At 70.6% G+C, this 26270-nt stretch carries 27 protein-coding genes; 7 read left to right on the top strand and 20 right to left on the bottom strand.

What is annotated here, in order from left to right:
- Positions 1-20: 20 nt before the first annotated feature.
- Positions 21-263, bottom strand: a complete 243-nt coding sequence (locus tag CGZ93_RS05560; RefSeq protein WP_094363151.1) for a hypothetical protein — start codon at positions 261-263, stop codon at positions 21-23.
- Between the two features lie 124 nt (positions 264-387).
- Here CGZ93_RS05560 and cysK point away from each other — a divergent pair, with 124 nt between their 5' ends.
- Both cysK and epsC read left to right on the top strand, forming a co-directional pair.
- Entirely contained in the window at positions 388-1317 is a 930-nt protein-coding gene (gene cysK / locus CGZ93_RS05555) for a cysteine synthase A (protein ID WP_094363150.1), read from the top strand.
- Positions 1318-1319: 2 nt separating this feature from the next.
- Positions 1320-1985, top strand: coding sequence for a serine O-acetyltransferase EpsC (epsC, locus tag CGZ93_RS05550; RefSeq protein WP_094363193.1), 666 nt, complete (start codon positions 1320-1322; stop codon positions 1983-1985).
- Positions 1986-2006: 21 nt separating this feature from the next.
- On the opposite strand, the gene CGZ93_RS05545 is transcribed toward epsC, so the two are convergent.
- Positions 2007-2567, bottom strand: a complete 561-nt coding sequence (locus tag CGZ93_RS05545) for a TetR/AcrR family transcriptional regulator (RefSeq protein WP_094363149.1) — start codon at positions 2565-2567, stop codon at positions 2007-2009.
- Between the two features lie 166 nt (positions 2568-2733).
- Here CGZ93_RS05545 and CGZ93_RS05540 point away from each other — a divergent pair, with 166 nt between their 5' ends.
- Complete coding sequence (locus CGZ93_RS05540; protein WP_094363148.1) at positions 2734-3258, top strand: HXXEE domain-containing protein; 525 nt, start codon at positions 2734-2736, stop codon at positions 3256-3258.
- Here CGZ93_RS05540 and CGZ93_RS05535 read toward each other — a convergent pair.
- From CGZ93_RS05535 to CGZ93_RS19305, 4 genes are all read right to left on the bottom strand, one after another.
- Entirely contained in the window at positions 3239-4078 is an 840-nt protein-coding gene (locus CGZ93_RS05535; protein ID WP_176451641.1) for an acyl-CoA thioesterase, read from the bottom strand. The genes CGZ93_RS05540 and CGZ93_RS05535 overlap by 20 nt on opposite strands.
- A complete protein-coding gene (locus tag CGZ93_RS05530) occupies positions 4075-4977 on the bottom strand; it encodes an enoyl-CoA hydratase (RefSeq protein ID WP_094363146.1) in 903 nt (300 codons plus the stop codon). Before CGZ93_RS05530 ends, CGZ93_RS05535 begins: the two co-directional genes overlap by 4 nt.
- A gap of 17 nt (positions 4978-4994) precedes the next feature.
- Entirely contained in the window at positions 4995-5192 is a 198-nt protein-coding gene (locus CGZ93_RS19310; RefSeq protein WP_229117222.1) for an amidohydrolase family protein, read from the bottom strand.
- A gap of 120 nt (positions 5193-5312) precedes the next feature.
- Positions 5313-5852 carry a hypothetical protein gene (locus CGZ93_RS19305; RefSeq protein ID WP_229117221.1) on the bottom strand — a complete coding sequence of 180 codons (540 nt, stop codon included), beginning with the start codon at positions 5850-5852 and terminating at the stop codon, positions 5313-5315.
- A gap of 147 nt (positions 5853-5999) precedes the next feature.
- Here CGZ93_RS19305 and CGZ93_RS05520 point away from each other — a divergent pair, with 147 nt between their 5' ends.
- Positions 6000-6788 (top strand): Fpg/Nei family DNA glycosylase, encoded by a 789-nt coding sequence (locus CGZ93_RS05520; RefSeq protein WP_094363145.1) that lies wholly within the window; start codon positions 6000-6002, stop codon positions 6786-6788.
- On the opposite strand, the gene CGZ93_RS05515 is transcribed toward CGZ93_RS05520, so the two are convergent.
- Positions 6748-7107: a chorismate mutase gene (locus CGZ93_RS05515; RefSeq protein ID WP_094363144.1), complete on the bottom strand. Its 360-nt coding sequence runs from the start codon at positions 7105-7107 to the stop codon at positions 6748-6750. The two genes, CGZ93_RS05520 and CGZ93_RS05515, sit on opposite strands and share 41 nt — an antisense overlap.
- 125 nt (positions 7108-7232) lie before the next feature.
- On the opposite strand from CGZ93_RS05515, the gene CGZ93_RS05510 reads away from it, so the two are divergent.
- From CGZ93_RS05510 to CGZ93_RS05500, 3 genes are read left to right on the top strand one after another with little or no spacing between them, the layout of a single operon-like run.
- Positions 7233-8756 (top strand): MFS transporter, encoded by a 1524-nt coding sequence (locus CGZ93_RS05510; protein WP_094363143.1) that lies wholly within the window; start codon positions 7233-7235, stop codon positions 8754-8756.
- 47 nt (positions 8757-8803) lie between these two features.
- Complete coding sequence (locus CGZ93_RS05505) at positions 8804-9346, top strand: universal stress protein (protein ID WP_094363142.1); 543 nt, start codon at positions 8804-8806, stop codon at positions 9344-9346.
- A 36-nt stretch (positions 9347-9382) separates the two neighbouring features.
- The gene (locus CGZ93_RS05500; protein WP_094363141.1) at positions 9383-10564 is read left to right on the top strand and encodes a saccharopine dehydrogenase family protein; all 1182 of its coding nucleotides are present in this window, start codon (positions 9383-9385) and stop codon (positions 10562-10564) included.
- A gap of 6 nt (positions 10565-10570) precedes the next feature.
- Here CGZ93_RS05500 and CGZ93_RS05495 read toward each other — a convergent pair whose 3' ends face one another.
- The 13 genes from CGZ93_RS05495 to CGZ93_RS05435 all read right to left on the bottom strand — a co-directional run bounded on the left by CGZ93_RS05495 (position 10571) and on the right by CGZ93_RS05435 (position 26131).
- Entirely contained in the window at positions 10571-11674 is a 1104-nt protein-coding gene (locus CGZ93_RS05495) for a GuaB3 family IMP dehydrogenase-related protein (protein ID WP_094363140.1), read from the bottom strand.
- Between the two features lie 40 nt (positions 11675-11714).
- Positions 11715-13217, bottom strand: coding sequence for an IMP dehydrogenase (gene guaB, locus CGZ93_RS05490; RefSeq protein ID WP_094363192.1), 1503 nt, complete (start codon positions 13215-13217; stop codon positions 11715-11717).
- Positions 13218-13400: 183 nt separating this feature from the next.
- Positions 13401-14294, bottom strand: coding sequence for a TIGR01777 family oxidoreductase (locus CGZ93_RS05485; RefSeq protein ID WP_094363139.1), 894 nt, complete (start codon positions 14292-14294; stop codon positions 13401-13403).
- Positions 14291-15841 (bottom strand): polyprenol phosphomannose-dependent alpha 1,6 mannosyltransferase MptB, encoded by a 1551-nt coding sequence (mptB, locus tag CGZ93_RS05480; RefSeq protein WP_094363138.1) that lies wholly within the window; start codon positions 15839-15841, stop codon positions 14291-14293. Before mptB ends, CGZ93_RS05485 begins: the two co-directional genes overlap by 4 nt.
- A 367-nt stretch (positions 15842-16208) precedes the next feature.
- Entirely contained in the window at positions 16209-17813 is a 1605-nt protein-coding gene (gene groL, locus CGZ93_RS05475; protein WP_094363137.1) for a chaperonin GroEL, read from the bottom strand.
- A gap of 14 nt (positions 17814-17827) precedes the next feature.
- On the bottom strand, positions 17828-18124 hold the full coding sequence (groES, locus tag CGZ93_RS05470; RefSeq protein WP_094363136.1) for a co-chaperone GroES: 297 nt from the start codon (positions 18122-18124) through the stop codon (positions 17828-17830).
- A gap of 169 nt (positions 18125-18293) precedes the next feature.
- Positions 18294-19322, bottom strand: a complete 1029-nt coding sequence (locus tag CGZ93_RS05465; RefSeq protein ID WP_171195007.1) for a zinc-binding dehydrogenase — start codon at positions 19320-19322, stop codon at positions 18294-18296.
- 54 nt (positions 19323-19376) lie between these two features.
- A complete protein-coding gene (locus CGZ93_RS05460) occupies positions 19377-20522 on the bottom strand; it encodes a class I SAM-dependent methyltransferase (protein WP_094363190.1) in 1146 nt (381 codons plus the stop codon).
- A gap of 117 nt (positions 20523-20639) precedes the next feature.
- The gene (gene tsaD / locus CGZ93_RS05455; protein ID WP_094363135.1) at positions 20640-21680 is read right to left on the bottom strand and encodes a tRNA (adenosine(37)-N6)-threonylcarbamoyltransferase complex transferase subunit TsaD; all 1041 of its coding nucleotides are present in this window, start codon (positions 21678-21680) and stop codon (positions 20640-20642) included.
- Positions 21677-22129 (bottom strand): GNAT family N-acetyltransferase, encoded by a 453-nt coding sequence (locus CGZ93_RS05450; RefSeq protein WP_094363134.1) that lies wholly within the window; start codon positions 22127-22129, stop codon positions 21677-21679. Before CGZ93_RS05450 ends, tsaD begins: the two co-directional genes overlap by 4 nt.
- Positions 22126-22800, bottom strand: a complete 675-nt coding sequence (gene tsaB / locus CGZ93_RS05445; protein WP_094363133.1) for a tRNA (adenosine(37)-N6)-threonylcarbamoyltransferase complex dimerization subunit type 1 TsaB — start codon at positions 22798-22800, stop codon at positions 22126-22128. The genes CGZ93_RS05450 and tsaB overlap by 4 nt, the downstream gene beginning before the upstream one ends.
- Entirely contained in the window at positions 22797-23768 is a 972-nt protein-coding gene (gene tsaE, locus CGZ93_RS05440; protein ID WP_229117219.1) for a tRNA (adenosine(37)-N6)-threonylcarbamoyltransferase complex ATPase subunit type 1 TsaE, read from the bottom strand. Before tsaE ends, tsaB begins: the two co-directional genes overlap by 4 nt.
- A gap of 2 nt (positions 23769-23770) precedes the next feature.
- Positions 23771-26131, bottom strand: coding sequence for a DEAD/DEAH box helicase (locus CGZ93_RS05435; RefSeq protein WP_229117218.1), 2361 nt, complete (start codon positions 26129-26131; stop codon positions 23771-23773).
- Between the last annotated feature and the right edge of the window lie 139 nt (positions 26132-26270).

Below are 26270 nucleotides of genomic sequence, written 5' to 3'. Positions count from 1 at the left end.
GCTGCCGTGGCGATTGCGGCTCAGCGCTTCTGGATCACCCGCTCGGCGGCCTCGCCGGAGCGCCAGACCGTGACGTCCAGGTGATCGTCGACCACCTCGACCGAGGACGCGCCGGTGAGTTCGGCGCGGGAGAAGTGGTCGAACAACTCACCGCGCAGGTCGAAGCCGGTCCGCTCGAACAGGTCGCCGGCGAACCGCTGGTGCAGGTCGCGGTCCGGCACGTCGGCGACGGTGCCCCACACCTTCGCGTCCCCCTCGGACACCCTCGGTGATCCGCGGGGCCGCAACGGTCAGTTCCTGCCAGGTCGCCATGCCCCAACCCTGGAGAACTGTCCGGATGATGGACAGGGCCGGAATAGCCCGCCCATTGCTGTTGTTTATGGAGCCATGACGATCTTTGACGATGTGACCAAGCTGACCGGCCGGACCCCGCTGGTGAAGCTGAACCGAGTGGTCGGCGATAGCCAGGCCACCGTGCTGGCCAAGCTGGAGTTCTACAACCCCGCCAACAGCGTTAAGGACCGGATCGGGGTGGCGATGATCGACGCCGCCGAGGCGTCCGGTCAGCTGAAGCCCGGTGGCACCATCGTGGAGGCCACCTCCGGCAACACCGGTATCGCGTTGGCGATGGTGGGCGCCGCCCGCGGCTACAAGGTGGTGCTGGCGATGCCGGAGACCATGTCCGCCGAGCGCAAGGCGCTGCTCCGGGCCTACGGCGCCGAACTGGTGCAGACCCCCGGCTCCGAGGGCATGAAGGGTGCGGTCAACAAGGCCGAGGAGATCGGTTCGCAGGACGGCGCGGTGCTGGTCCGTCAGTTCGCCAACGAGGCGAACGCCGAGATCCACCGCAAGACCACCGCCGAGGAGATCTGGAACGACACCGACGGCAAGGTCGACATTTTCGTCGCCGGCATCGGCACCGGCGGCACCATCACCGGCGTCGGCCAGGTGTTGAAGCAGCGCAAGCCCGAGGTGCAGATCGTCGCCGTCGAGCCGAAGGAGTCGCCGATCCTCTCCGGCGGCCAGCCCGGCCCGCACAAGATCCAGGGTATCGGCGCCAACTTCGTGCCCGAGGTGCTCGACACCGAGGTGTTCGACGAGGTCGTGCCGCAGGACGTGGCGGCCGCCAAGGAGTATGCCCGCAAGCTCGCCACCGAGGAGGGCATCCTCGCCGGGCTGTCCGGCGGCGCCGCCGTCGCCTCGGCCGTCGAGGTCGCCCAGCGCCCCGAGAACGCCGGCAAGACCATCGTGGTGATCGTGCCCGACTTCGGCGAGCGCTATCTGTCCACCGTGCTCTTCGAGGGTCTGGTGGAGTGACCATGCACAAGCAGCCCGGCAGCGCCGCCCGCAACCGGGTCCGCACTGACCGGGATCGGGCCGGCGCGGGGGGCGACAGCCCTCGGCCCGGCCTCGGCGGCCTGTTCCGTCGGGTTGCCGACCGCTTCACCGAGGACCTCGATTCCGCTCGCCGCAACGACCCGGCGGCCCGCTCCACCGCCGAGCTGGTGCTCGCCTATCCGGGGCTGCATGCGATCTGGATGCACCGCGCGGCCAACGCGCTGTGGCATTCCGGCGAGCGAGGCAAACTGCCCGCGCGGGTGCTTTCCCACGTGAACCGTGGGCTGACCGGGATCGAGATCCACCCCGGTGCCACCATCGGACGGCGCTTCTTCATCGACCACGGAATGGGCGTGGTGATCGGCGAGACCGCCGAAATCGGTGACGACGTGATGCTCTACAACGGGGTCAACCTGGGCGGTCGCACCCTGCAGAAGGTGAAGCGGCACCCCACCCTGGAGGACGGAGTGGTCGTCGGCGCGGGGGCCCGGATCCTGGGGCCCGTCGTGGTCGGCCGGGGCGCCGCGGTCGGCGCGAACGCGGTGGTGACCCGTGATGTACCGGCCGAGCACACCGCCGTCGGCGTACCCGCCACCGCGCGCAGCCGGGCCCAGATGGCGCTGGCCGAGCCCGAATACTTTATCTGAGCCGGGCCGCTGGCCGCGCGCTCAGGTGTCGGTGAGCTGGCGGACCGCGGCCCGCAGTTCGGTCAGGCTGGGCGTACTGCGCAGCACCAGCAGCCGATAGACCAGCGCGCCCACCACCATGTCCACGGCCAGCGCGGGATCGGCCACCTGCCATCGGCCCAGGTCGTTGCCGCGGCGTACCGCGGTGATGGCCGACGTCCGCAACGGATCCACCAACCGGCGGCGATAATCGGCCGCGACCTCGGGCTGGTCCAGCAGGTCGAGCCCGACCTGGAGCAGGGCGCGGCCCAGCGGGGCGGTCATGGTCGCGTGCACGGCCACGAGCAGCGCATCGAGATCGGCCGCCGGGTCGTCCCCGGGCGACTGCTCCGGATGGTCCACCGTCTGGGCCATCGCGTCGACGGCCAGCTCGGTGAGCGAGGGCCAGCGGCGATAGATGCTCGACTTCGGTACGCCGGCCCGTGCCGCGACCTCAGCCACGCGCAGCCCGCGGAATCCTTTCTCCCGCAGCAGTTCCACGGTCGCCTCGACCACACGGCCGTCGAGCGCGGAGTCACGGGGACGGCCACCGGCAGAAGTCACTCCCCCACCCTAGAGCCACGTCACCCGACCCCACCCAACGAAATGATCATGACCAGATCGGGGCTCTCTTTGCACAGTGCGAAAACGACCTCGATCTGGGGGCGATTGTGACGCCGGTCTGTTACGCTACCATTGGTATCGAAACTAGCCGACGAAAGGCCGTCCGATGGATCGCACCACCCTCGCCACCGGCGGGCTGCTCCTCGCCTGGCTGGCCAACGACCTCGAGGAGCTGCTCACCTATACCGACAGCGTCCGCCGGATGCGATCCCGATTGCCCGGGTGGGTGCCGACTCCCCCACCTCCGGACCAGACCCACGTCACCGTGGCCATCGCGGCGGTCGGGGTGACAGTGGCCGCGGCGGCCGTGGCCGGGGTACGCTCCGGCGGCCGCTCACAGTTCTTCCAGGATTCCCTGTGGGCGTTCGGAATGCACGGCTTCGGTCACCTTGGCCAGGCCGGACTGACCCGCGGCTATACCACCGGGGTGGTGACGGCGCCGACCGTGGTGATCCCGTTCTGGTGGTGGGCCACCCGCACTCTGGAACGCGCCGGCGTACCCCAGCGCCCGCGGCGTGGCCGAGCCGTCGCACAAACCCTCGGCGTGCTGGTGGGCGCACACACCCTCGGCCACCTGGCCAGTCGCGCCCGGCGATGCCGTCGGGAGAGGCTCAGAGGACTCCGCCGGTGAGCGGGCGGAGCATGGACTCCTGGGTGATGCTGGCGATCAGCTGACCCCCGCCGAACACCTCGGCGCGACCGAACGCGCGGCCGGCGCCGGTGAAGGTGCTCTGCACGTTGTAGAGCGCCCACTCGCTCGGGTCGAACGGGCGGTGGAAGAACACTGTGTGGCTGAGCACGCCGGTGGAGATGTCGCGGTGCGCCCGCGACAACCCGAGCCCCTCGTGCGGGAGCACCGAGGCGCCGAGGAAGGCGGCCACGCTGGCCCAGTTGACCAACGCCTGCGGCACCTCGGTCGAGGCACCCTCGGCGTCGAAGCGGGACCAGAACACCTGCTCGGCCGGCCCCACGTGGTCGACGCTCATGATGTCGGCGTCACCGATCTTGCGCTGTTCCCAACCCTGCAAGGGATGCAGGGATTCCAACTCGTCGGGGCCCGGCACCGACGGGGCGTCGCTGCAGTGCTGGGCCAGGTCGGGTTCGTCGTTGCCGAGCAGCAGCAGCGAACGGGCCAGCCGTCGCTCCCCCTGCTGGGCGGTCACCGACACGCTGGCCAACGAACGGCCCTCGTGCAGCGTGTCGACCACGAACTCGACCGGCGTCTCCAGCTTGCCGGCGCGGGCGAAGGTGCTGTGCGCCGAGGTGACGTGCTTGCCCGGGCAAACGGCTGCCGCTGCGGCGATGAACTGCCCGATCAGCTGTCCGGCGAAGATCACCGGGCCCTCGGAGCCCACCGAGTTGCCGGTGAAGGTGGTCTCACCGGCCTGCTCGAGTTGCAGCACCTCCAGCACCTGTTCGACCGACACCTTGGCGCGGGTGTGCTCGCTCACTCGGTCGACTCCTTCTTGTCCTTGGTGCCATAGCCGGGGTGGGGCGGGGTGACCGCGCCCATGATCCCGTCCTCGGCGCGACCCACCGGGAAGTGGTCCTCGTGCACCCAGGCCCAATGCGCGTGGTTCAACTCATGCAGCGTGAAGCAGGCCTTCAGCGCGTTCTGGAAGCCCATGTTGTCCACCGACTGGTTGACCGACTCCTTGATCAGCATGGCGGCCATGGTCGGCATTTTCGCGACCCGTCGCGCCAGCTCCAACGTCTTGTCGGCCAGCTCGGCCTCGGGGGCGATCTCGGCCGGCATGCCCAGCCGGTACGCCTCCTCGGCGTCGATCGAGTCGCCGGTGAGCAGCAGCTGTTTGGTCCGGCGCGGACCGAACTCCCACGGGTGGGCGAAGTATTCGACCCCGCACATCCCCAGTCGCTGCCCCACCACGTCGGAGAACCGAGTGTCCTGCGCCGCCACGATCCGGTCGCAGGCCCACATCAACATCAGCCCGGCCGAGATCACGTGCCCCTGCACCTGGGCGATGGTGATCTTGCGCAGGTCGCGCCACCGCCGCGTGTTCTGGAAGTAGTAGTGCCACTCCTGCAGGAACAGCTTTTCCGCCGCCTGTCGGGTGCCGCCGTTGATGGTCATGCTGGGGTGCTGGTCCGGGCCGGGCATGAACTCGGCGATCGACTGCTTCGATCCCGTGTCGTGTCCGGCGGAGAACACCGAGCCCTCGGCGCCGAGGATGATCTCCTTGACCTGGTCGTCGCGTTCGGCGGCCAGGAAGGCCTCGTCCAGCTCGACCAGCAGGCCGCGGTTCTGCGCGTTCCGCTGCCGGTTGAGCATGATCCGGCAGATCGCCCCGTCGTCGAGGAGCTCGGTGGTGATGAACTCGTGATCGGTCATGTCGGGGTCAGTGCCGCTCAGCCGACCAGCGCCCGATCATCGGCGGGGAAACCCATCAGCTGGTTCAGGTTGCCGCCCATGATCTTGGCCTGATCCTCCCTCGACAGCGTGTCGATCTCGTCGATGATGGAGACGGGGTCGTGCAGGCCCTCCGGGTGCGGATAGTCCGAACCGAAGACCACGTTGTCCACCCCGATGGCCTCCACCACGCCCATGATGTTCTCCCCGAAGAACGGATGGATCAGTGATCGACCGCTTCAGCGCGACAAGCGGGTCCTCCTCGAAGGCGCTCTGGTTGCGCGAGTACACCTTCTCCATGGTGCCCATCAGCGACTTCAGCCAGGAGGAGCCGTTCTCGACCGGCATGAACCGGATGTCCGGGAAGCGGGACGTGCGTGCACCATCACGTGGGTGGCCTCCGGGTCGTCGGCCAGGCGCTCCTCGAGCAGGCTCGCCAAGGTCGGCCACATGATGGCCCGGTCGAGCTGCAACTCGTTCATCAGATCCAGCCGCTCAGCCGGGTTGAAGAACGCCGGCGGCGACTCGATGTACTTCGGTGGCAGCGCCTTGTTCTGTTTGCGCTCCTCGTCGGTGGCCCGCTGATCGAACGCGCCCATGCCCACGGCGTGCTTCGACGAGGGGTTCTTGGCGCGGAACTCCAGCTCCTGGGCACCCGGAGGGGCCACCTTGTTGAAAGTCGGGTTCGGGATGTACTCGCTGATCACGTTGCGGAGCGCGATCTTGGTCCGTCCGTTGACCTGCACGTACTTGACCAGCCCCGCGTACTCCTTGGGCAGGTACTTGGTGAACGCGTCGGTGGTCTCGTACATGTGGTTGTCAGCGTCGAACACCGGGAAGTCGAGTTGCTTGGACACGGGATTCACTCCTCATCGTTGAGTCTCGTACGGACCCATGGCTCCGCCTGGCTTGGGTACGAATGTAACAACTTCGATCAGCTAGTTCAATAGATGCAATCATCTATCTCTTTAGGGGTGTGTCGCGGCTCGGTCTAGGCTGCGAGTGTGCCCGAGGGAGACACCGTCCACCGCTCCTGCGCCGCCCTGCACACCGCTCTGGCCGGGCGTACGCTGACCCGCGCCGAACTGCGCGTCCCGGCGTACGCCACCGTGCGGCTGGCCGGCGCGACCGTGCTGGAGGTCGTCGCCCGCGGCAAGCACCAGCTGACCCGCCTCGACAACGGGCTCACCCTGCACACCCACCTGAAGATGGAGGGGACCTGGCGGATCACGGGTTCCGGCCAGCGGTCCCCGGGTCCGGCGCACCAGATCCGGGTGATCCTCGGAAACCCTGCCCAGACAGCCTTCGGGCTGCGGCTTGGGATCACCGAGCTGCTGGAGAGCAGCCGCGAGGACGAGGCGGTCGGTCACCTCGGCCCCGACCTGCTGGCGACGGAGTTCGACGCCGACGAGGCGCTGCGGCGGCTGCGCGCCCAGGCCGATCGCACGATCGGCGAAGCGCTGTTGGACCAGCGCAATCTGGCCGGTATCGGCACCTTCTATCGCGCGGAAGTCCTTTTCCTGCAGGGAATCCATCCGCGTACGCCGGTTGCGGCGGTCGGCGACCTGCCGCGGCTGGTGGCCCGGGCCGGCCAGCTGCTGCGGGCGAATCTGACCCGGCCCTATCAGGTGACCACCGGCAACACCCGACCCGGCGAACGGGCCTGGGTGTTCGAACGTCCCGGGAAACCCTGTCGTCGCTGCGGAACCCTGGTGCGCACCGAGCGGTTCGGGCCCACCGGGCAGGAACGACTCAGCTACTGGTGCCCGAGCTGTCAGCCGGCTGCTGGCTGATCTCTCGCCCAGCAACGGATCCCGGCCGCCTACCGGCGGCGATCGCCTCGTGATGGCGTACCACCTCGCGGACGATGAACCCGAGCACCTTCTCGGCGAACTCCGGGTCGAGTCGGGACTCCTCGGCGAGCGCCCGCAGCCGTTCGATCTGGCGCTGCTCGCGGGCCGGGTCGGCGGGCGGCAGCCCGTGCTCGGCCTTCAGCTCCCCCACCCGCTGGGTCACCTTGAACCGCTCGGCCAGCAGGTGCACCAGCGCGGAGTCCATGTTGTCGATGCTGCCGCGCAATCGCTCCAGTTCGGCGTACGGGTCACTGCTCATGACACAACTCTAAGCCGCGGCCCGCCGCTGGCGGCGCGATGCCCAGAACGACGACGGCTGTCGACCGGTAGCCAATGAACCTTTCCCGGGAGTGACGTCCGTCACACCCTGACCCGGACGTGCGGATGTCGTCGAAAGCAACGACGCAGAACCAGGACAAACCGATCAAGAGCATGATCCCGGCACGGATGGACAAGATGCCGTGGTCGAGATTCCACTGGATGGTGATTCTCGGTCTCGGCACCGCCTGGATCCTCGACGGGCTCGAGGTTCAGTTCGTCTCGCTGGCCGGCTACAAGGACTCCCTCGGCATGGACGAGGCCTGGGTCGGCATCGCCGGCACGGTCTATCTGCTCGGCCAGGTCAGCGGGGCACTCTTCTTCGGCCGGCTCTCCGACACCCTCGGCCGCAAGAAGCTGTTCGTGCTCACGCTGGCCATCTATCTGATCGGCTCGGGCGCGGCCGCCTTCGCACCGAGCGCACCCCAGGGTCACGACGGCGGACTGCACCCTGGCATCGTCGTCTTCCTGATCTGCCGCTTCGTCGCCGGCGCCGGCATCGGCGGTGAATATTCCGCGATCAACGCCGCCGTCGATGAACTGATCCCCGGCAAGTACCGCGGCCGGGTCGACCTGGCGATCAACGGCACCTACTGGGGCGGCGCCTTCCTGGCCGGGGCGGCCAGCTTCTTCCTGCTCAACCACGACCTGATCGACACCAACCTCGGCTGGCGGATCGGCTTCTTCATCGGCCCCGTGCTCGGCATCGCGATCATCTTCATGCGTCGACACATCCCCGAGAGCCCGCGCTGGGCCCTCACCCACGGGCACCCCGAGCAGGCCGAGGGCATCGTGCAGGAGATCGAGGAGCAGGTCACCGCACAGGGCAAGCAGCTGCCCAAGCTCGACGACTCCAAGGCTGAATGGATCAAGGGGCGGGAGGGCCTGAACGCCAAGCAGCTGGCGTACGTGTTCTTCAAGATGTACCCGACCCGGACCGTTCTCGGCGTGACGCTGATGATCACCCAGTCGTTCTTGTACAACGCGTTCTTCTTCACCTACGAAGGGGTTCTCGGGCACTTCTATGGCAAGCCCGAGCACGTGGTGGCGATCTTCTTCCTGCCGTTCGCCGCCGGCAACCTGCTCGGTCCGCTGCTGCTCGGGCACTTCTTCGACACCATCGGGCGCCGCAAGATGATCGGCGGTTGCTATGGCATCGCGGCCGTGGTGCTGCTGCTCTCGGCCTTCCTGTTCCGCGCCGAGCTGCTCACCGCGACCAGCCACGTGGCGCTGTGGTGCGTGTCGTTCTTCTTCGCATCCGCGGGCGCCTCGGCCGGCTATCTCACCGTGTCGGAGATCTTCCCGCTGGAGTGCCGCGGCCAGGCGATCTCCTACTTTTTCTCGATCGCCCAGTGCGTGGGTGCGACCGGACCGGCGATCTTCGGTGCGCTGATCACCGCGTCCAAGGAGGCGAACTCGCGCACCCCGATGTTCTGGGGCTACATCGCCGCGGCGGTGATCACCCTGATCGGATCACTGGTGGCCTTCAAGTGGGGGGTGGACGCCGAGGGCAAGGCGCTGGAGGAGATCGCTCCCCCGCTCAGCTCCTATGACGAACACGGCAACGAGTCGACGCGGCTGCCGGTCTGACGGCCCCGTATCGAATCCCGGAAACCCAACACCGGCAGGAGTCTTCCATGCGTGAACACACCTATCTGGTCGTCGTCGGGGTGAGCGCCACCTCCAAATCGGCGCAGGCGCTGCAGTGGGCCACGGCCCAGGCGGCGTCAGCCGGCGGGCGGGTGCTCGCCGTGCGGGCGTGGCGGGTGCACAGCCCGATGGCGACCCCGTCCGGTCCCCCGTCGGGGCTGTTGGAGAACGCCGCCGAGGTCGGGGATGCGGCCGAGCAGCAGTTGGCCGCCGACGTGGCCGAGGTGCTCGGGCCTGACCACGGGGTGGAGATCGTGGCCCGGCGTGGGGGCACCTTCGAGGTGCTGCTGGAGGCGTCGCGGGAGGCCGACCTGTTGGTGGTGGACGCACCGCGGCAGCTGATCGCCGGGCCGATGTTCGCCCACCGGTTGCTCTATGCGGCCGACTGTCCGGTGGTGGTGATGCCGCCCTCGATCACCGAGCAGCCCGAGTCGGGGTTGGCCCGGTTCGGGCGCGCGGTCGGCGCGGCGGCGCTCCGCGCCGCCGGGACGGCCGGGCGCCCGGGGTACCGGCTGCCGCCCAAGGGTTGACCGGCGGCCGAGAGCGGGGCGTGGTTGGCTGGGGTCATGCAGCGTACCCACGACCTGACCATCTTCGGCGCCACCGGCTTCGTCGGCCGGCTGATCGCCGCCCACCTGGCCACGGACCCCGGCGAGTTGCGGATCGCCCTGGCCGGCCGCTCCCGAGACCGGCTGGAGGCGCTGCGCCGCGAGCTCGCCGTGGACTGGCCGCTGGTGGTCGCCGACACCGCCCAACCGACGACGCTGGCCGCGATGGCGCGTGACACGACCGCGGTGCTCAGCACGGTCGGGCCCTACACCGACTCCGGGATGGCGCTGGTCGGGGCGTGCGCCGAGGCGGGTACGCATTACTGCGACCTGACCGGTGAAGCGATCTTCGTCGCCGACAGCATTGCCGCCTTCGACGAGCTGGCCCACGACACCGGCGCGGCGATCGTGCACTCCTGCGGCTTCGACTCGGTGCCCTCCGACCTGTCGGTGCACCTGGCCCGCGGCCTGGCCGACGCCGACGGCGCCGGGCACCCGGTCGGCTCGGTGCTCACCGTGACCAAGCTCGCCGGCGGGTTCTCCGGCGGCACCCTGGCCAGCATGCGCGGGCAGTTCGCCGCGGCCGCCGCCGACCCGGAACGCGCCCGGCTGGTCGGCAACGAGTACGCCCTCTGCCCCGGTACGCCGCCGCGGCGCGGCGAGGTGCTGCTGGAGAGCAGCAACCACGGCTACACCGGGCCGTTCGTGATGGGCCCCTACAACCGCCAGCTCGTGCACCGCAGCGACCAACTGGCGAGCGACGGCACCGTGCGGCTGCAGCACCGGGAGCGGCTGGCGACCGGCCGCGGCCCGCAGGGGTTGGTCCGGGCCGCCGGGATGATCGCCGCCCTCGGTGCGGCCACCGTCGGCTTCTCGACCAGGGCCCTCTCCCCGGCGCTGGATCGGGTGCTGCCGGCCCCCGGAGACGGGCCGTCACCCGAGCAGCGGGAGCGCGGGAGGTTCCGGATGGAGACCGAGGTGACCACCTCGACCGGGGCCCGCTATCGCAGCGTGGCGGCCGACGACCGCGACCCCGGCTATGACTCGACCGCGGTGATGATCGGCGAGGCCGGCCGCCTGCTGGCCACCGGTCGGGCCGAGCGGGCCGGCGTACTCACCCCCGCCACCGCCCTCGGCGACGCGCTCGTCGAGCGGCTGCGGGCGAACGGATTCACCCTCACCTGCGAGCGTGTCGGGTGAGCCGCGTCAGTTGACGACGACCTCGACCCGCTGGAACTCCTTGACCTCGGTATAACCGGTGGTCGCGAGGGTACGCCGCAGCGCCCCCACCAGGTTCATCGAACCGTCGGCCACCGTGGACGGGCCGTGCAGGATCTCGGCCAGGCTGCCCAGGGTGCCGAAGTGCACCCGCTCACCGCGCGGCAGGTCGGCGTGCCACGCCTCGGCCCCCCAGTGCCAGCCGTTGCCGGGCGCCTCGCTGGCGCGGGCCAGCGGGGAGCCGACCATCACCGCGTCCGACCCGCAGGCGATGGCCTTGGCGATGTCACCGGAGCGCCCGACCGCACCGTCGGCGATCACGTGCACGTAGCGCCCGCCCGACTCGTCCATGTAGTCCCGCCGCGCCTCGGCGACGTCGGCGACGGCAGTCGCCATCGGCACCGAGATGCCGAGCACGTCGCGGGTGGTGTGGGTGGCGCCGCCGCCGAAGCCGACCAGCACGCCGGCGGCACCGGTGCGCATCAGGTGCAGCGCCGCCTGATAGGTGGCGCAGCCGCCGACGATCACCGGCACGTCGAGCGTGCCGATGAACTCCTTCAGGTTCAGCGGCTCGTGCACGCTGGACACGTGCTCGGCCGACACCGTGGTGCCGCGGATCACGAAGAAGTCCACCCCGGCCGCCTCGACGGTCTCGGCGAACTCGGCGGTGTTCTGCGGGGACAGCGATCCGGCCACCGGCACCCCGGCCGCCCGGATCTGCTTCATCCGCTCGGTGATCAGCTCGGCCTTTATCGGCTCGGCGTACACCTGCTGCATCCGCCGGGTCGCCTTGATCGGGTCGTCGATGCCGGCGATCTCCGCCAGCATCGGCCGCGGGTCGGCGTACCGGGTCCACACACCCTCGAGGTTGAGCACGCCGAGCCCGCCGAGCCGGCCCATCTCGATCGCGGTCTCGGGCGACATGATGGAGTCCATCGGCGCGGCAAGGATCGGGAAGTCGCACGCGACGGCGTCGATCTTCCAGCGCAGCGACACCTCTTCGGTGCCCCGGGTCCGCCGGGAGGGGACGATGGTGATGTCGTCGAAGGAGAAGGCGCGCTGGGCACGCTTGCTGCGACCGATGTCATACATGGATGTGTCCCTCGTCCGGGTCTCGGGTGGCGCCGAGCGCTCAGTTGGTGGAGTAGTTGGGGGCCTCGACGGTCATCTGGATGTCGTGCGGGTGCGACTCGCGCAACCCGGCCGAGGTGATCCGGACGAACCGGCCGCGCTCGTGCAGCTCGGCGATCGTCGAGGCGCCGGTATAGAACATCGACTGCCGCAGGCCGCCGACGAGCTGGTACGCCACGGCGGCCAGCGGGCCGCGATAGGCGACCTGCCCCTCGATGCCCTCCGGCACCAGCTTGTCGTCGGAGGTGACGTCGCCCTGGAAGTAGCGGTCCTTGGAGTAGGACGCCTTGCGCCCGCGGGCGGCCATCGCACCCAGCGAACCCATTCCGCGATAGGTCTTGTACTGCTTGCCGTTGATGAAGGTGAGCTCCCCCGGCGACTCCTCACAGCCGGCCAGCAGGGAGCCGAGCATCACGGTGTCAGCCCCGGCGACCAGCGCCTTGGCGATGTCACCGGAATATTGCAGGCCGCCGTCACCGATCACCGGTACGCCGTATTCCTTGGCGGCGCGGGCGGCGTGATAGATCGCAGACACCTGCGGTACGCCGACCCCGGCGACCACGCGGGTGGTGCAGATCGAGCCCGGGCCGACACCGACCTTGACCCCGTCGGCACCGGCCTCGCACAGCGCCTTCGCCCCGGCGTACGTCGCCACGTTGCCGCCGATGATGTCGACCCCCTCGGCCGCCTTCTCGGCCTTCAGCCGGCGGATCATCTCGGTCACCCCGTGGGAGTGCCCGTGCGCGGTGTCCACCACGATCACGTCCACGCCCTCCTCGACCAGCGCCATCGCGCGCTCCCAGGAATCACCGAAGAAGCCGACCGCGGCACCGACCAGCAGCCGACCCTGGGAGTCCTTGGAGGCGTTCGGATATTTGTCGGACTTCACGAAGTCCTTCAGGGTGATCAGCCCGCGCAGCCGGCCGTCGTCGTCGACCAGGGGCAGCTTCTCGATCTTGTTGGCGGCGAGCAGTGACATGGCGTCCTCGCCGCTGATACCGACCTTGCCGGTGATCAGCGGCATCTTGGTCATCACGTCGCGGACGAGGCGCTTCGGGTCGGTCTCGAAGCGCATGTCGCGGTTGGTGACGATGCCGAGCAGCTTGAGGTCGCTGTCCACCACGGGTACCCCGGAGATCCGGAAGTGCCCGCACATCTCGTCCACCTCGCCGATCGTGGCGTCCGGGGAGATGGTGATCGGCTCGTCGATCATCCCCGCCTCGGAGCGCTTCACCTGGTCCACCATCGACGCCTGCTCGCTGATCGACATGTTCCGGTGGAGGATGCCCAGGCCGCCCTCGCGGGCCATCGCGATCGCCATCCGCGACTCGGTGACGGTGTCCATCGCCGAGGACAGCAGCGGGATCCGGACGCTCACGTTGCGGGAGACCCGTGAGCCGGTGTCGGCTCCCGAGGGGATCACGTCGGACTCGTTGGGCTGCAGCAGCACGTCGTCGAAGGTCAGCCCGATCTCGGCGAATTTCGGCGGTACGCCACCGCTCAGCTCCCGCTGGAGCGGGTCGCTGCCGGAGTTGGCAGCGGCAATCGAGTCAAAGGCGGCGATCAGATCCTGGGCCACGCGAAGCACCCTTTCGACGGGTCGGGAGCGGCCTGCACGGGGCGGCCACTGGCGGTACCGGACCCATGTTACCGCCCGAATCCGCGGCCCTCGCCGCCGTGATGGTGCTCAGGCGGCGAGCACGGCGGGCAGCGCCTCGGCCAGGCTCGGGTGCCGGAAGGCGTACCCGCTGTCGGTGAGCACCCGCGGCAGCATCCGGTTGCTGGTGAGCAGCGCCTCGTCGACCAGCTGGGGGCCGAGGGCGAGCCGCAGCGCCGGCAGCGGGACCGGGATCCGGGTCGGGCGGTGCAGCACCCGGCCGAGCTCGGCGGTCAGCTCGGCGTTGGTGACCGGGTGGGGGGCGGACAGATTGACCGGGCCGCTGACCTCGGCACCGATCAGGTGCTCGCAGGCCGAGACGTGGTCGACCAGGGTGATCCAGGGCAGCCACTGCCGCCCGTCACCCAGCGGCCCGCCGAGCCCGGCGCGGAACAGCGGCAGCTGGCGACCCAGGAACCCACCGCGCCGGTCCAGCACCAGCCCGGTGCGCAGCAGCACCGTGCGTACGCCGGAACGGACCGCCTCGGCGGTGGCGTACTCCCAGCGGTGGCACAGGTCGGCCAGGAAGCCCTCCCCCTCGGGGGCGGACTCGTCGATCTCGCGATCGCCGGTGTTGCCATAGAAGCCGACCGCGGACGCCGAGAGCAGCACGCTCGGGCGCTCCTCGGTGGCCACCAGATGGGCGAGGGTGCGGGTGCTCTCGAGGCGGGAGCCGAGCAGTTCCCGGCGTCGGTCGGCCGACCAGCGGCGATCGGCGATGCCGGCCCCCGACAGGTTGATCACGACGTCGATGTCGGAGAGCCCGAGTCCTTCGACGAAACCGGCGGCCGGGTCCCAGCGGCGTTCGGTGGTGTCCCGCGCCGGCCGGCGGACCAGGCGTACCACCTCGTGCCGGGTGGACAACCGGGTGGCCAGAGCGGTGCCGATCAGCCCGGAAGCGCCGCTGATCGCGATCCGACTCATCGCGCGGCCTCGTCGACCGGATCGGTCGCGGTCTCCGGTTCGGGGACGATCCGCAGCCCGGTGGTGTTGGCCCAGAAGATCCACGCCAGCGCCGCACCCACCAGATAACCGGCGATCGGCCGCAGGCCCATGTATTCGAGGCCGCCCTCGACCACCAGGAAGAGGATGATCACCCCGATCAGCGCGCGGAAGACGCGGTTGCCATAGCGGAGCATGCCCAGGTAGATGCCTCCCCAGAGCAGGTACCAGACGTGATAGCCGGCGCCGCCGAAGGCGATCGAGCAGAACCCCCAGGCGAGCCAGCGGACGGGGTGGTCACGCCAGCTGCGGTCGGTCTCGTGCTGCTGGCCCCCGGGCAGTTGGCGCACCGAGTGGTGGCGGGGTCGACCGCCCGGCCAGGCGACGTCACCGAAGAAGTAGCGCCAGGCGAGCACGGCCACCCCGACCAGGCTGAGCGCGGTGGTCAGCTTGGACAGGATCGGCAGCAGGTTGCGGTCGACCCCGAGCGCCTTCAGCGGGGGGCCGACGATCTGCTCGATGATGCTGGCCGGGGACATCCCCCAGGTCAGTTCGCCGATGTTGGTGGCGTGCCGCCAGCCGAGGAACTCGAACCCGATCGCCAGCGACACCGCGGTGAAGGCGCCCACCGCGATCACCGCCCCGATCAGGCCGCGGCCAGCGATGACCAGGAAGCGGCGGCCCGGCGCCATCTCCTTGAGCTGGGCCGCGACGGGAATCAGCACGATCGCCACGGCGGCGACGATGCCGGGCTGCTTGAAGGAGGCGCCGACCCCGACCAGCGCGGCCCCGACCAGGGAGCCCGGGGTGCCGTACCGCAGAGCCGCCCAGACCGCGACGAGCACCAGGGACACCATCCAGGTGTCGTTGTGCATGCCGCCGACGAAGTGGATGATCAGCAGCGGGTTGATCACCGCGAACCACTTGGCGGTCTCCACGTCCGCGCCGAGCAGGCGGGCGACCTTCGGCACGAAGATGGCGATCACGGCCACCCCGAGCAGCGCGGGAATCCGCATCGCGATCACCGACAGGTAACCCTGGAAGCCGGTCGCCACGACGACCAGGTATTGCACGAACAGGGCCAGCGGCGGATAGATGGCGGTGGTCCCGCGCCAGACGTGGTGCACGTTGACCGCGAACGGACCGCCCGATCCGGCCAGCGGGCTCTGATAGGGATCGAGACCCAGGTGGATCAGCCAGCCCTGGTCGGCGTACAGGAACGCGTCGGTGGAGAAGATGGGCGGCGACAGCAGGATCGGCAGGCTCCACAGGACCAGCACCCAGGAGTGGTTGATCCGCTTGTGCAGTGCCGGGCGCAGCTTCACCCAGGCCCAGACCAGCAGGGCCAATCCGATCGCCATCAGCACCCGGCCGACCTGGAAGCGGAGCAACTGGCGCAGCGCGCGGATCGGGCCGATCCGGTCCAGGCCACCGCTGGGGGTGAAACCGGGGGTCATCACCGCGATGCCGACGCAGATCATGGCCACGATTCCGAGCAGTACGCCGGGGGTGCGCAGGGTGGCCAACAACCCGGGAGGACGCGTCGCAGGGACTTCCACCGATGTTGACTGCTGCACAACTTCCCTTCCACCGACTGCGAGCCCGATGCTAGCGCGTTGTTGTACTGCGCGCTCCGCCCAAGGCGCGCACCCACCACGGTCGGGGAGCGTCCCTTGGGCCGAGTCGGGGAGCCGAAGGGAGAGATCCGTACGCCTGCTGCAACCGGTCGGCGTACCGCACCCGGATTCGACCGACGCGATCCGACGAGGAGCGACCGTTCGCGGGCGGAGCCCGCAATTGAGAAGGGGACGCTCCCCGGCCGTGGTCGCCTACGCGGGGAGCCCGCAATTGGGAAAGGGCCGCCCCGTTGCCGGGGCGGCCCTTCCGTTGATCAGGTCAGTGGCTGTGACCGTGGTCGTCGTCCTCCTCCTCGGGCTTCTCCACCACCAGGGTCTCGGTGGTGAGGAGCAGCGAGGCGATGGAGGCGGCGTTGGCGAGAGCCGACCGGGTGACCTTGACCGGGTCGATGACCCCGGCGTCGATCAGGTTGCCGTACTCGCCGGTGGCGCCGTTCCAGCCGGAGCCGGGCTCCAGCTCGGACACCTTGGCGCAGACCACATAGCCCTGCTCGCCACCGTTCTCGGCGATCCAGCGCAGCGGCTCCACCACCGACTTCTTGACGATGGAGACGCCGGTCTTCTCGTCACCGGAGAGGTTCAGCCCGCCGTCGAGGACCTTGGCGGCGTGGATCAGCGCGGAACCGCCGCCGGCCACGATGCCCTCCTCGATGGCCGCACGAGTGGCCGAAACGGCGTCCTCGATGCGGTGCTTCTTCTCCTTGAGCTCGACCTCGGTGGCAGCACCCACCTTGATCACGCAGACCCCGCCGGCGAGCTTGGCGACCCGCTCCTGGAGCTTCTCGGAGTCCCAGTCGGAGTCGGTGCGCTCGATCTCCTGACGGAGCTGGGACACCCGGGCCTCGACCTCGCTGGCCTCGCCCGCGCCGTCGACGATGGTGGTGTTGTCCTTGGTCACCACGACACGACGGGCCCGACCGAGCACCTCGAGACCGACCTGATCGAGCTTGAGGCCGACCTCGGGAGCGATCACCTGACCGCCGGTGAGGATCGCGATGTCCTCGAGCATCGCCTTGCGGCGATCACCGAAGGCCGGGGCCTTGACCGCGACCGAGGTGAAGGTGCCACGGATCTTGTTCACCACAAGGGTGGACAGGGCCTCACCTTCGACGTCCTCGGCGACGATGAACAGGGTGCCGGAGGCGCCGATGACCTTCTCCAACAGCGGGAGCAGGTCGTTCATCGAGGAGATCTTGCCGCTGTGGATGAGGATGTAGGGATCCTCCAGCACGGCCTCCATGCGGTCGGCGTCGGTCACCATGTAGGGCGACAGGTAACCCTTGTCGAACTGCATGCCCTCGGTGAACTCGAGCTCGGTGCCGAAGGTCTGCGACTCGTCGACGGTGATCACACCGTCCTTGCCCACCTTGTCGAAGGCGTCGGCGATCAGCTTGCCGATCTCCTCGTCACGCGAGGAGATGGTGGCGACCTTGGCCATGTCGTCGGTGGACTGCACCTCACGGGCGTTCTTGTGCAGCTCCTCGGTGACCGCGGTCACCGCGGCGTCGATACCGCGCTTGAGGCCGACCGGGTTGGCGCCGGAGGCGACCGCCCGCAGGCCCTCGTGCACCAGCGCCTGGGCCAGCACCGTGGCGGTGGTGGTCCCGTCACCGGCGACGTCGTTGGTCTTGGTGGCGACCTCCTTGGCCAACTGCGCGCCAAGGTTCTCGTAGGGATCGTCGAGCTCGACGTCACGCGCGACGGTCACACCGTCGTTGGTGATGGTGGGGGCGCCCCACTTCTTGTCCAGCACGACGTAACGGCCCTTCGGGCCGAGGGTCACCTTCACGGTGTTGGCGAGGATGTCGACGCCACGCTCCAGCGAGCGCCGCGCCTCCTCGTCGAACTGAAGGATCTTGGGCATGTATTACTCCTGGCTCACTTGGAGACGACGGCGAGGATGTCGCGGGCGTTGAGGAGCAGCAGCTCCTGCCCGTCATACTTCACCTCGGTGCCGCCGTACTTGGAGAAGATGACGACGTCGCCCTCGGCGACGTCCATCGGGACGCGCTGACCCTTGTCGTCGACGCGACCCGGGCCGGTGGAGATGACCTTGCCCTCCTGCGGCTTCTCCTTGGCGGTGTCCGGAATGACCAGTCCGGAGGCGGTGGTCTGCTCTGCCTCGAGCGGCTGGACGAGGACGCGGTCCTCGAGCGGCTTGATCGTGACTGCCACGTCAGGCCCCTTTCAATGTCTTGGTTCGGATTCGCTCACAAAGCCCGGGCCGTCGTCGCGGGTGCCGTCCCTGGCCGTTGGCACCCTCACGGGGAGAGTGCTAATCCGAATCTAGCGTGCGGCTGGCACTCGGGCAACCCGAGTGCCAAGACTGCCGAACTGGTACGCCTCAGCGGCCCGGGTGGACGATCGACTTGCGTCCGCTGCTGTGCCGGGTGGTGTCCAGCGAGTGCTCGATCTCATCCAACCCGTAGTGCTCCCCGACCAGCCCGGCCAGGTCGACCATGCCGGCCGCGGCCAGGTCGATCGCGGTCGCGAACGTGTTGGCGTACCGGAAGGAACCGACCACGGTCAGCTCGCGGTTCTGCATCAGCGCGACCGGGACGGCGAACTGCTCGGGCCCGCGGCCGACCAGCACCACCCGCCCGGCCGGGCGTACCGCCGGGAAGCCGCGGCGCATCGCCGCCGGCGACCCGGAGCACTCGATGAACGCGTCGAAGTGGGTCTCGGGGATCACCACCCCCATCGAGGTCATGTCCAGCATGGTGGTGGCGCCGGCTTCCCGGGCCAGTTCGAGTCGGTCGGCGGACAGGTCGGTGACGGTGATGTCGGTGGCACCGAGCGCCTTGGCGACAGCGACGGTGGTCAGCCCGATCGGCCCGGCGCCGGTGACCAGCACGCGGGAGCCGGCGCCGACGTGGGCCTTGCGCAGGGCGGCCAGGCCGACCGACATCGGCTCGATCAGGGCGGCCACATCGGCCGACAGCTCCCCCGGGACCGGGTGGGCGAAGTCGGCAGCCAGGGTCAGATATTCCCGGAAGGCGCCGTCCGATCCGGGCGTACCCAGGAAGCGGATCTGTTCGCACAGGTTGAATCGGCCCTGGTGGCACATGGTGCAGTGGCGGCAGCACAGGGTGGGTTCGATGGCGACCAGTTGACCGACCCGGCCGGGGTCGATCCCCGCTCCGCTAGCCACGACGGTCCCCGAGGCGGTGCGGCCGAGCACCACCGGTTCGCTGAGCACGGCGTTGGTGCCGCGACCGCGGGACCACAGGTTGACGTCGGAACCGGAAACGGCCGCCGATTCGACCCGGAGCAGCACCTCCCCGGGCCCGGGCTCGGGTACCGGACGCTCCTCGATGGTGAGCTGGTGCGGGGCGATCAGTACGCTCGCGCGCATCGTGCTCGGGATGTCCATGACCCCTCCTTGCCGAGAACGTGCCCAGCCTATCCACTGGCCGTTGGACCGAGGTCAGACCCGGGCCACGACCAGGACGCGGGCGCCGTCGGGGGTGGGGGTGATCACCAGGGTGGCGGCGTTCGGACCGCCGGGGCGCAGCCGCTTGCGCAACGCGGCGGGGTCGAGCTCCACCCCCCGCTTCTTGATCTCCAGGGTGCCGACCCGGTGTTCGCGCACCCAGGCCCGCAACGTCTTCTCCTTGTAGGGCAGGGATTCCAGCACCCGGAAGGTTTCGGCGAACGGGGTCTGCGCCGGTCTGTCGACGCTCAGGTAGGCGATGTCGGGAGCGACCCTGGTCGCACCCAGCTGGGCGGCCAGCGCCGCTACCGCGCCGCTGCGGATCACCGCCGGGTCGGGCTCAAGCAGGTGGGCCCCGACCCCGGTCACGGCGATCGGTCGGTCGTCGGCGACGATCCGGTCTCCGCCGGGCAGCAGGGTGGCGGCCCGGCCCGGTTCGCCGAACCGGGAAGACCACAGCGACACCTCCACCGCGTCACCGGTGTGGGAGACCCACTCGGCGGCGGCCGTCGGCGGCAGCAGCCGAAACGGCAGCCCGGGGCCGAGCTTGAGCACCGCCCCCACGGGACGATCCAGCAGCCCGGTGACGAAATCCCACGGGGGTTGGAAATCCTCGACCCGCCAGCTGCGTTCGGCGCCGCGGCGACGGGCCGGGTCGCAGAACACCGCCTGGTCCTCGGCGAGCTCGACCTGCTCGGCGCGGGCGTGCCGCACCGCGACCCCGGCCAGGTTGGCGGCGGCGAACACGGCGGTCGCCTCGTCGGCGTCGACGGCGAGCACCTCGAGCCCGGCCTCGGTCAACGCCCGGGCGTCGCTGCCCAGTCCGCAGCCGAGGTCGGCGATCCGGCGGACGCCGGCGGCGACGAGCCGCTGGGCCCGCCAGCGCGCGACCGCCGGGCGGGTGGCCTGTTCGAGCCCGGTCGGGGTGAACCACATCGTTTCGGCGGCGGCGCCGAACTTGGCGACGGCCCGGCGGCGCAGCTGCACCTGGGCGAGCGCGGCGGCGGCCAACTCGGGGTCGAATCGGCGGCGCAGCGCGGTGGCCGCGGCGAGCGAGGCGGGATCGGGCTGGGCGGTGGCCGCCTCGATCGCCGCGCGACCCTCTTCCGCGACCAGCCGCCGAGCCAGGGCGGGGTCCATCATCGGGCTCCCACCAACGACTCTCCGGATCGACCACGCGTGCTCGGCCGCGGACCGCGGACCGGCAGCAGACCGGCGGGTCGAGACCACGCGTGGTCGATTGTGAGAGTGGGCATCTCAGACCAGGACGCGGGAGACCGGCAACCCGGAGTCGGCACCGAACCCGAGACCCGACGGTTGCGCACCGCGGCGGACCAGTTCGGCCGCCAATGCGGCGATCATCGCCCCGTTGTCGGTGCACAGGGCCGGCCGCGGCCTCCGCAGGGTGACCCCCGTCGCCGCGCAACGCTGCTCCAGCAGCTCCCGCAGCCGCGAGTTGGCGGCCACTCCCCCGCCGATCAGCAGGTTGTCGATGCCCAGGTGGGTGCAGGCGTCGACGGCCTTGGCCGACAGCACGTCGCAGACCGCCTCCTGGAAGCTGGCGCAGACGTCGTCGACCGGCACCTCGACCCCGTCGCGCTCGGCGGTCTCCACCCAGCGTGCGACCGCGGTCTTCAGACCGGAGAAGGAGAAGTCGAAGCGGTGCTTCTCGAGGTCGTGCCGGGCGGTCAGCCCGCGTGGGAAGCGGATCGCGGTCGGGTCACCGGCCCGGGCACGCCGGTCGATCACCGGGCCGCCGGGGTATTCGAGGCCGAGCAGCCGGGCCACCTTGTCGTAGGCCTCGCCCGCGGCGTCGTCGATGGTGGCGCCGAGCTGGGTGATCTCGTTGATCCCGTCCACCCGCAGCAGCGACGTGTGCCCGCCGGAGACCAGCAGCGCCACCGTCGGCAGGGTCAGCTCGCCGTGCTCCAGCAGGTCGACCGCACAGTGGGCGGCGAGGTGGTTCACCCCGTAGAGCGGCTTGTCCAGGGCGAACGCCAGCGCCTTGGCCGCGGAGATGCCGACCACCAGCGCACCCATCAACCCGGGGCCGGCGGTGACCGCAACCGCGTCGACGTCGGCCAGGCGTACCCCGGCGGTCTCGGCCGCTCGGCGTACCGTCGGCAGCATCGCCTGCAGGTGCGCCCGGCTGGCCACCTCGGGCACCACCCCGCCGAAGCGGACGTGCTGCTCGACCGAGGAGGCGACCTCGTTGGCCAGCAGCTCGCGGCCGCGGACCAGGGCCACCCCGGTCTCGTCGCAGGAGGACTCGATGCCCAGGATCAACGGTTCGGTCATGGTCCCTCCGGTGTCTGGTCGAGTGGTCGTCGCAGGATCACCGCGGCCACGCCCCGACCGTAGTAGTCGGCGCGGCGGGCGATCTCGGTGAACCCGTGCCGGGCATAGAGCCCGAGCGCGGTGGTGTTGTCGTGGCGTACCTCGAGCAGCAGCTCGGTGCAGCCGAGCCGTTCGGCGGCGGCGATCCCCTGCTCCAGCAGCGTCGAGGCGAGGCCGCGGCGGCGCGCGGCGGGGTCGACCACGATCCGGTTCAGCTCGGCGACCTCGCCGACGTGCTGCACGGTGGCGACCGCGGAGACGGGGTCGCCGGCGACCAGCACGATCCGGTTGTCGGCGGCCAGCTCGTCGGCCCACGCGGTCCGGCTCCACCGTTCGCGCTCGACGAAGGCGGCTTCCAGCTCGTGGATCCGGGGCAGGTCGGTCTCTGTCGCCGGTCGCGAGGTGCTCATCGCCGTCGCAACCTGGGCCGCGAGGTGGGCAGCGCCGACTTGCGCCGGGTGGCGACGGCCGCGTCGGGGCGGCGCAGATAGAGCGGTTCGGTACCGGCGTCGGGGATGGCGCGGTGGAGCTGGGCGAGCAGACCAGCGTCGACGTGGTCGATCGGCGACTGCCGACCGACCAGAGCGGCACCGGGGCCGACCGCGGGCAACGCGGGCAGCTGGTCCGGAGCGCTCACAGTGGGGCCCTCGCGGCGGCTGCCGTCGGGGGCGTACCCCGCCCAGTAGACCTCCTTGCGGCGCGCGTCGGTGACGGCCAGAAATCCCTGCGGGGCGGAGAATCCGGGCGTACGCAGGGCCTGGGCGGCGAGCACGTCGAGGCTGCACACGCCGTGCAGCGCCACGTCGTGCACCCCGGCCAGCAGCTGGGCCGCGACGATGCCGACCCGCAGCCCGGTGAACGGCCCCGGGCCGAGCCCGACGCAGACCAGGTCGAGCTCATCGGGTCGCAGGCCGGCCTCGGTCAGCGCCTCGGCGACGAGCGGGGTGAGCTGTTCGACGTGCTGGCGGGTGTCGGCGACGTGGCGGCGGGCGACGATCGTGCCGTCGACGGCGACCCCGACCCGGACGTCGGTCGAGGTGTCGATGGCGAGGACGCGGCCCTGGTCAGGGTGGCCCGTCATCGGGGTTCCCCCAGCAGCCCGCGCAGGGCGGACCAGCGGGCGCCGATCCAGCTCAGCCAGACCTCGCGGGTATCGCCGGTCTCCCCCTGCTCGGTCGCACCGCGGCGGATCTCGATCTCGAGTCGTTCGTCGGCGAGCTGTTCGGCGACCCCGGCGCCCCACTCGACCACGGTCACCGAACGGTCGGCGCCGGAGTCCAGATCGAGGTCGTCGAGCTCGTCGGCGCTGCCGAGCCGATAGGCGTCCACGTGCACCAGGTCCGGGCGCTGCTCGGCGGTCGGATAGATCCGGGAGAGCACGAAGGTGGGCGAGACGACGGGTTCGTCGACCCCGAGGCCGGCGCCGATGCCCTGGGTGAGGGTGGTCTTGCCGGCCCCCAGTTCACCGGTCAGCAGCAGTAGGTCGCCGGGGCGCAGGGCCGCGGCCAGGCGTACGCCAAGGGCCTGCATCGCCCCGGCGTCGGGCACCAGCAACCGGATCGGCAGCTCGCGGGCGAGGTCGAAGCCGTGCTCCAGCTCGGTGCTGATCGCGAACCCACGCCGCTGCCACCAGGCCACCACCTCCGGGAACTCCTTGCGGGCAAAGAGTTCCGCCCGGTGGTTGCCGAGTTCGGTGGCCAGTTCGCAGACCGCCTCGACCATGGCGGTGGCGACCCCGTGGCGCTGATAGGCCGGATGCACCGACACCCGCTGCAGCCGGGTGGTGGCCGGGCGTTCCGGGTCGGGCGGCGGGAGGAGGATCACTCCGGCCACCCGGCCGGCGACGCGGGCGACGACGCCGGTCCCACGGGCGATCTCGGCGGCCACCGACTCGGCGGTCTCCGACAGCGCCGGGGGCGGCGGGTCGATCTCGGCCCGCGCGCCGAAGGCGGCGTGGATCACCTCGAGCACCCCGGCGGCGTCGGCGACCTCGACCACGGCCAGGTCGAGCACCGGGTCGGCGGGGTCGGGCTGCTGCGGCCGTGCCAAGGTCAGCCCTCGTTCCGGTTCCGCGGGCCGCGGCCGGGTCCGCCGTTACCGCGCGGGCGACGGCCACGGTTGCCGTGCCGGTCCCCCTCGCGACCCCAGGCCGGCTTGCGCTTGCGCGGCCCCTTGGCCTCGTGGCGGGGGGCGACGAGCTGGGCGTACGCCTGCTCGGAGACGGCCTCGCCGCTGGGGGTGCGGGCACCGGTCAGCTCACCGAGCTCGGTCGCCTCCGGGCGTACCTCCACCGGTTCCACCCGGACCCCGGCCTGGCCGGTGATCCGGCGCATCAGCTTGCGCTGGTGCGGCAGCACGATCGAGGCGACGACCCCCTTGCCGCCGGCGCGAGCGGTCCGCCCGGCGCGGTGCAGGTAGTCCTTGGGGCCCATCGGCGGGTCGACCTGGAGCACCAGCGACACGTCGTCGACGTGGATACCGCGGGCGGCGACGTCGGTGGCGACCAGGGTGGGCAGGCTGCCCTCCCTGAACGCGGCCAGGATGCGGGCGCGGGCGCCCTGGGTCAGGCCGCCGTGCAGGGCACCGGCCATCACACCGGCCTCGCGCAGCTGCTCGGCGACGCGGTCGGCGCCGAGCTGGGTGCGGACGAACACCACGGTGCGGCCGTCGCGGTTGGCGATGGCGGCGGTGGTGGCGTTCTTGTCGTGCGGCAGCACGTGCAGCACCTGGTGCTCCATCGTGGTGATCGACGCCTTCGCCTCGTCCACCTCGTGAGTGACCGGGTCGTTCAGATAGGCCCGGACCAGCCGGTCGACGCCGCGGTCGAGGGTGGCGGAGAAGAGCAGCCGCTGCCCGCCGGCCGGGGTGGCGTCGAGGATGGTGGTGACCTCGGGCAGGAAGCCCAGGTCGGCCATGTGGTCGGCCTCGTCGAGCACGGTGATCTGCACCTGGGTGAGGTCGGCGGCGCCCTGGTCCATCAGGTCGATCAGTCGGCCCGGGGTGGCGACCACGACGTCGACACCGCGGTCGAACGCCTTCAGCTGGGGGCCGAACGCCATGCCACCGGCGACCAGGGTGACGCTGAGGCCGAGCACCTTGCCGAGCGGGGCCAGCACGTCGGCCACCTGCAGCGCGAGTTCGCGGGTCGGAACCAGCACGACCGCGCCGGGGCGGCCCTGGGGGTCGGCGTCGCCGGCGGCCAGCCGGCTGAGCAGCGGCAGGCCGAAGCCGAGGGTCTTGCCCGAGCCGGTACGGCCGCGGCCGAGCACGTCGCGCCCGCTCAGCGCGTCGGGGATGGTGGCGGCCTGGATCGGGAACGGGGTGGTGATCTGCTGCCCGCTCAGCGCGTCGACCAGCGGCTGCGGCAGGCCGAGCTCGGCGAACCCGGGGCCCTCGTGCCCTTGTCCTTCGTGCGCGGCGGTCTGCTCCGGCTCGGCGTGGGTCGGCGTGAGCTCGGCGGCCTGCCACTCCATGGTGTCGGCGGGCTCGAAGTCGTCCTCGGCGTACGCCGGACGCTCCCGCTCGCGGCGCTCGACCCGGTGCCGATCCTCGCGGTGGTGGCCGGCGCCGAAGCGATCGGAGCCACGGGAGGTGCTGCGGCCGGCACCGCGGGGACGGTCGTTGCGGTCGTACCGGTCGTTGCGCTGGGGACGGTCGTCGCGCTGGGGACGGTCGTCGCGCTGGGGACGGTCGTCGCGCTCGAACCGGTCGCGCTCGAACCGATCGCGCTCGAACCGATCGCGCTGGGGGCGCTCGTTGCGGTCCTCACGGTTGTGGCGATCGTTGCGGTCGAAGCGATCGTTGCGCTGCGGGCGCTCATCGCGCTGGTAGCGATCGTTGCGCTGGGGCCGGCCGAACCGGTCTCCGCGCTCGGGACGGTCATCGCTCTGGAAGCGACCGCGGGGGCGGTCGTCGCGGTCGCGGCGGTCGAATCGGTCATTCCGGTCGGCGCGCTGCGGGCGGTCGAACCGATCCCTGCGCTCGAACCGATCCCTGCGCTCGAACCGATCGTTGCGCTCGAACCGATCGTTGCGATCGTTGCGGTCGAAACGGTCCTTGCGCTCAAACCGATCACTGCGATCGTTGCGGTCCCTGCGCTCGAAGCGGTCGTTGCGACCGCCGCGCTCATACCGGTCCTCGCGACCACCGCGGTCGCGGTCGTCCCGCTCGGGCTGGACGCGGGCGAACGAACGACCACGGGAATCGGTCCGCCGCTCGGTGCGCTCGGGGCGGCCCTCGAACCGGCCCTCCTGCTCGCGTTCAGTGCGCGCACGGCCGCCGCTGCGACGGGGCGAGTGCCCCTTGGCGGCGCGCTCGGCGGAGCTCCACCGCTTCTTCGGCGTACCGTCGGACTTGAAGCTCTTCGGCCGGGCGGCCTTGCTCCGGATCTTGGCGACTGGGCGCTTGGACACGACACACTCATCTCTGGACCTCGTGGTCCGCTGTCAGGTACGTCAGCGGCCCCTTGGCGCCGGACCTGGCCGGCGGCACCAACAAGTTCTGCGTGTTGGTGGAAGAGTGTCGGAAGACGAACCTCGGGCCCCCGCACGG

The sequence above is a fragment of the Enemella dayhoffiae genome (assembly GCF_002250625.1).
Lineage (GTDB): Bacteria > Actinomycetota > Actinomycetes > Propionibacteriales > Propionibacteriaceae > Enemella > Enemella dayhoffiae.
Note: the sequence above shows the minus strand (reverse complement) of the source record. Positions and strands in the feature narration are given on the sequence as shown.

Coding starts and splice junctions, on each gene's coding strand:
- CGZ93_RS05515 (WP_094363144.1), bottom strand. CDS start 7,107: ATGAGCAGTGACCCGTACGCCGAACTGGAGCGATTGCGCGGCAGCATC.
- CGZ93_RS05495 (WP_094363140.1), bottom strand. CDS start 11,674: ATGTATGACATCGGTCGCAGCAAGCGTGCCCAGCGCGCCTTCTCCTTC.
- epsC (WP_094363193.1), top strand. CDS start 1,320: ATGCACAAGCAGCCCGGCAGCGCCGCCCGCAACCGGGTCCGCACTGAC.
- groL (WP_094363137.1), bottom strand. CDS start 17,813: ATGCCCAAGATCCTTCAGTTCGACGAGGAGGCGCGGCGCTCGCTGGAG.
- tsaB (WP_094363133.1), bottom strand. CDS start 22,800: ATGACGGGCCACCCTGACCAGGGCCGCGTCCTCGCCATCGACACCTCG.
- CGZ93_RS05530 (WP_094363146.1), bottom strand. CDS start 4,977: ATGACCGATCACGAGTTCATCACCACCGAGCTCCTCGACGACGGGGCG.
- CGZ93_RS19310 (WP_229117222.1), bottom strand. CDS start 5,192: ATGGGCGTGGTGGAGGCCATCGGGGTGGACAACGTGGTCTTCGGTTCG.
- CGZ93_RS05485 (WP_094363139.1), bottom strand. CDS start 14,294: ATGAGTCGGATCGCGATCAGCGGCGCTTCCGGGCTGATCGGCACCGCT.
- CGZ93_RS05465 (WP_171195007.1), bottom strand. CDS start 19,322: ATGGACATCCCGAGCACGATGCGCGCGAGCGTACTGATCGCCCCGCAC.
- CGZ93_RS05510 (WP_094363143.1), top strand. CDS start 7,233: ATGTCGTCGAAAGCAACGACGCAGAACCAGGACAAACCGATCAAGAGC.
- CGZ93_RS05505 (WP_094363142.1), top strand. CDS start 8,804: ATGCGTGAACACACCTATCTGGTCGTCGTCGGGGTGAGCGCCACCTCC.
- CGZ93_RS05460 (WP_094363190.1), bottom strand. CDS start 20,522: ATGGACCCCGCCCTGGCTCGGCGGCTGGTCGCGGAAGAGGGTCGCGCG.
- CGZ93_RS05450 (WP_094363134.1), bottom strand. CDS start 22,129: ATGAGCACCTCGCGACCGGCGACAGAGACCGACCTGCCCCGGATCCAC.
- CGZ93_RS05540 (WP_094363148.1), top strand. CDS start 2,734: ATGGATCGCACCACCCTCGCCACCGGCGGGCTGCTCCTCGCCTGGCTG.
- tsaD (WP_094363135.1), bottom strand. CDS start 21,680: ATGACCGAACCGTTGATCCTGGGCATCGAGTCCTCCTGCGACGAGACC.
- CGZ93_RS05500 (WP_094363141.1), top strand. CDS start 9,383: ATGCAGCGTACCCACGACCTGACCATCTTCGGCGCCACCGGCTTCGTC.
- cysK (WP_094363150.1), top strand. CDS start 388: ATGACGATCTTTGACGATGTGACCAAGCTGACCGGCCGGACCCCGCTG.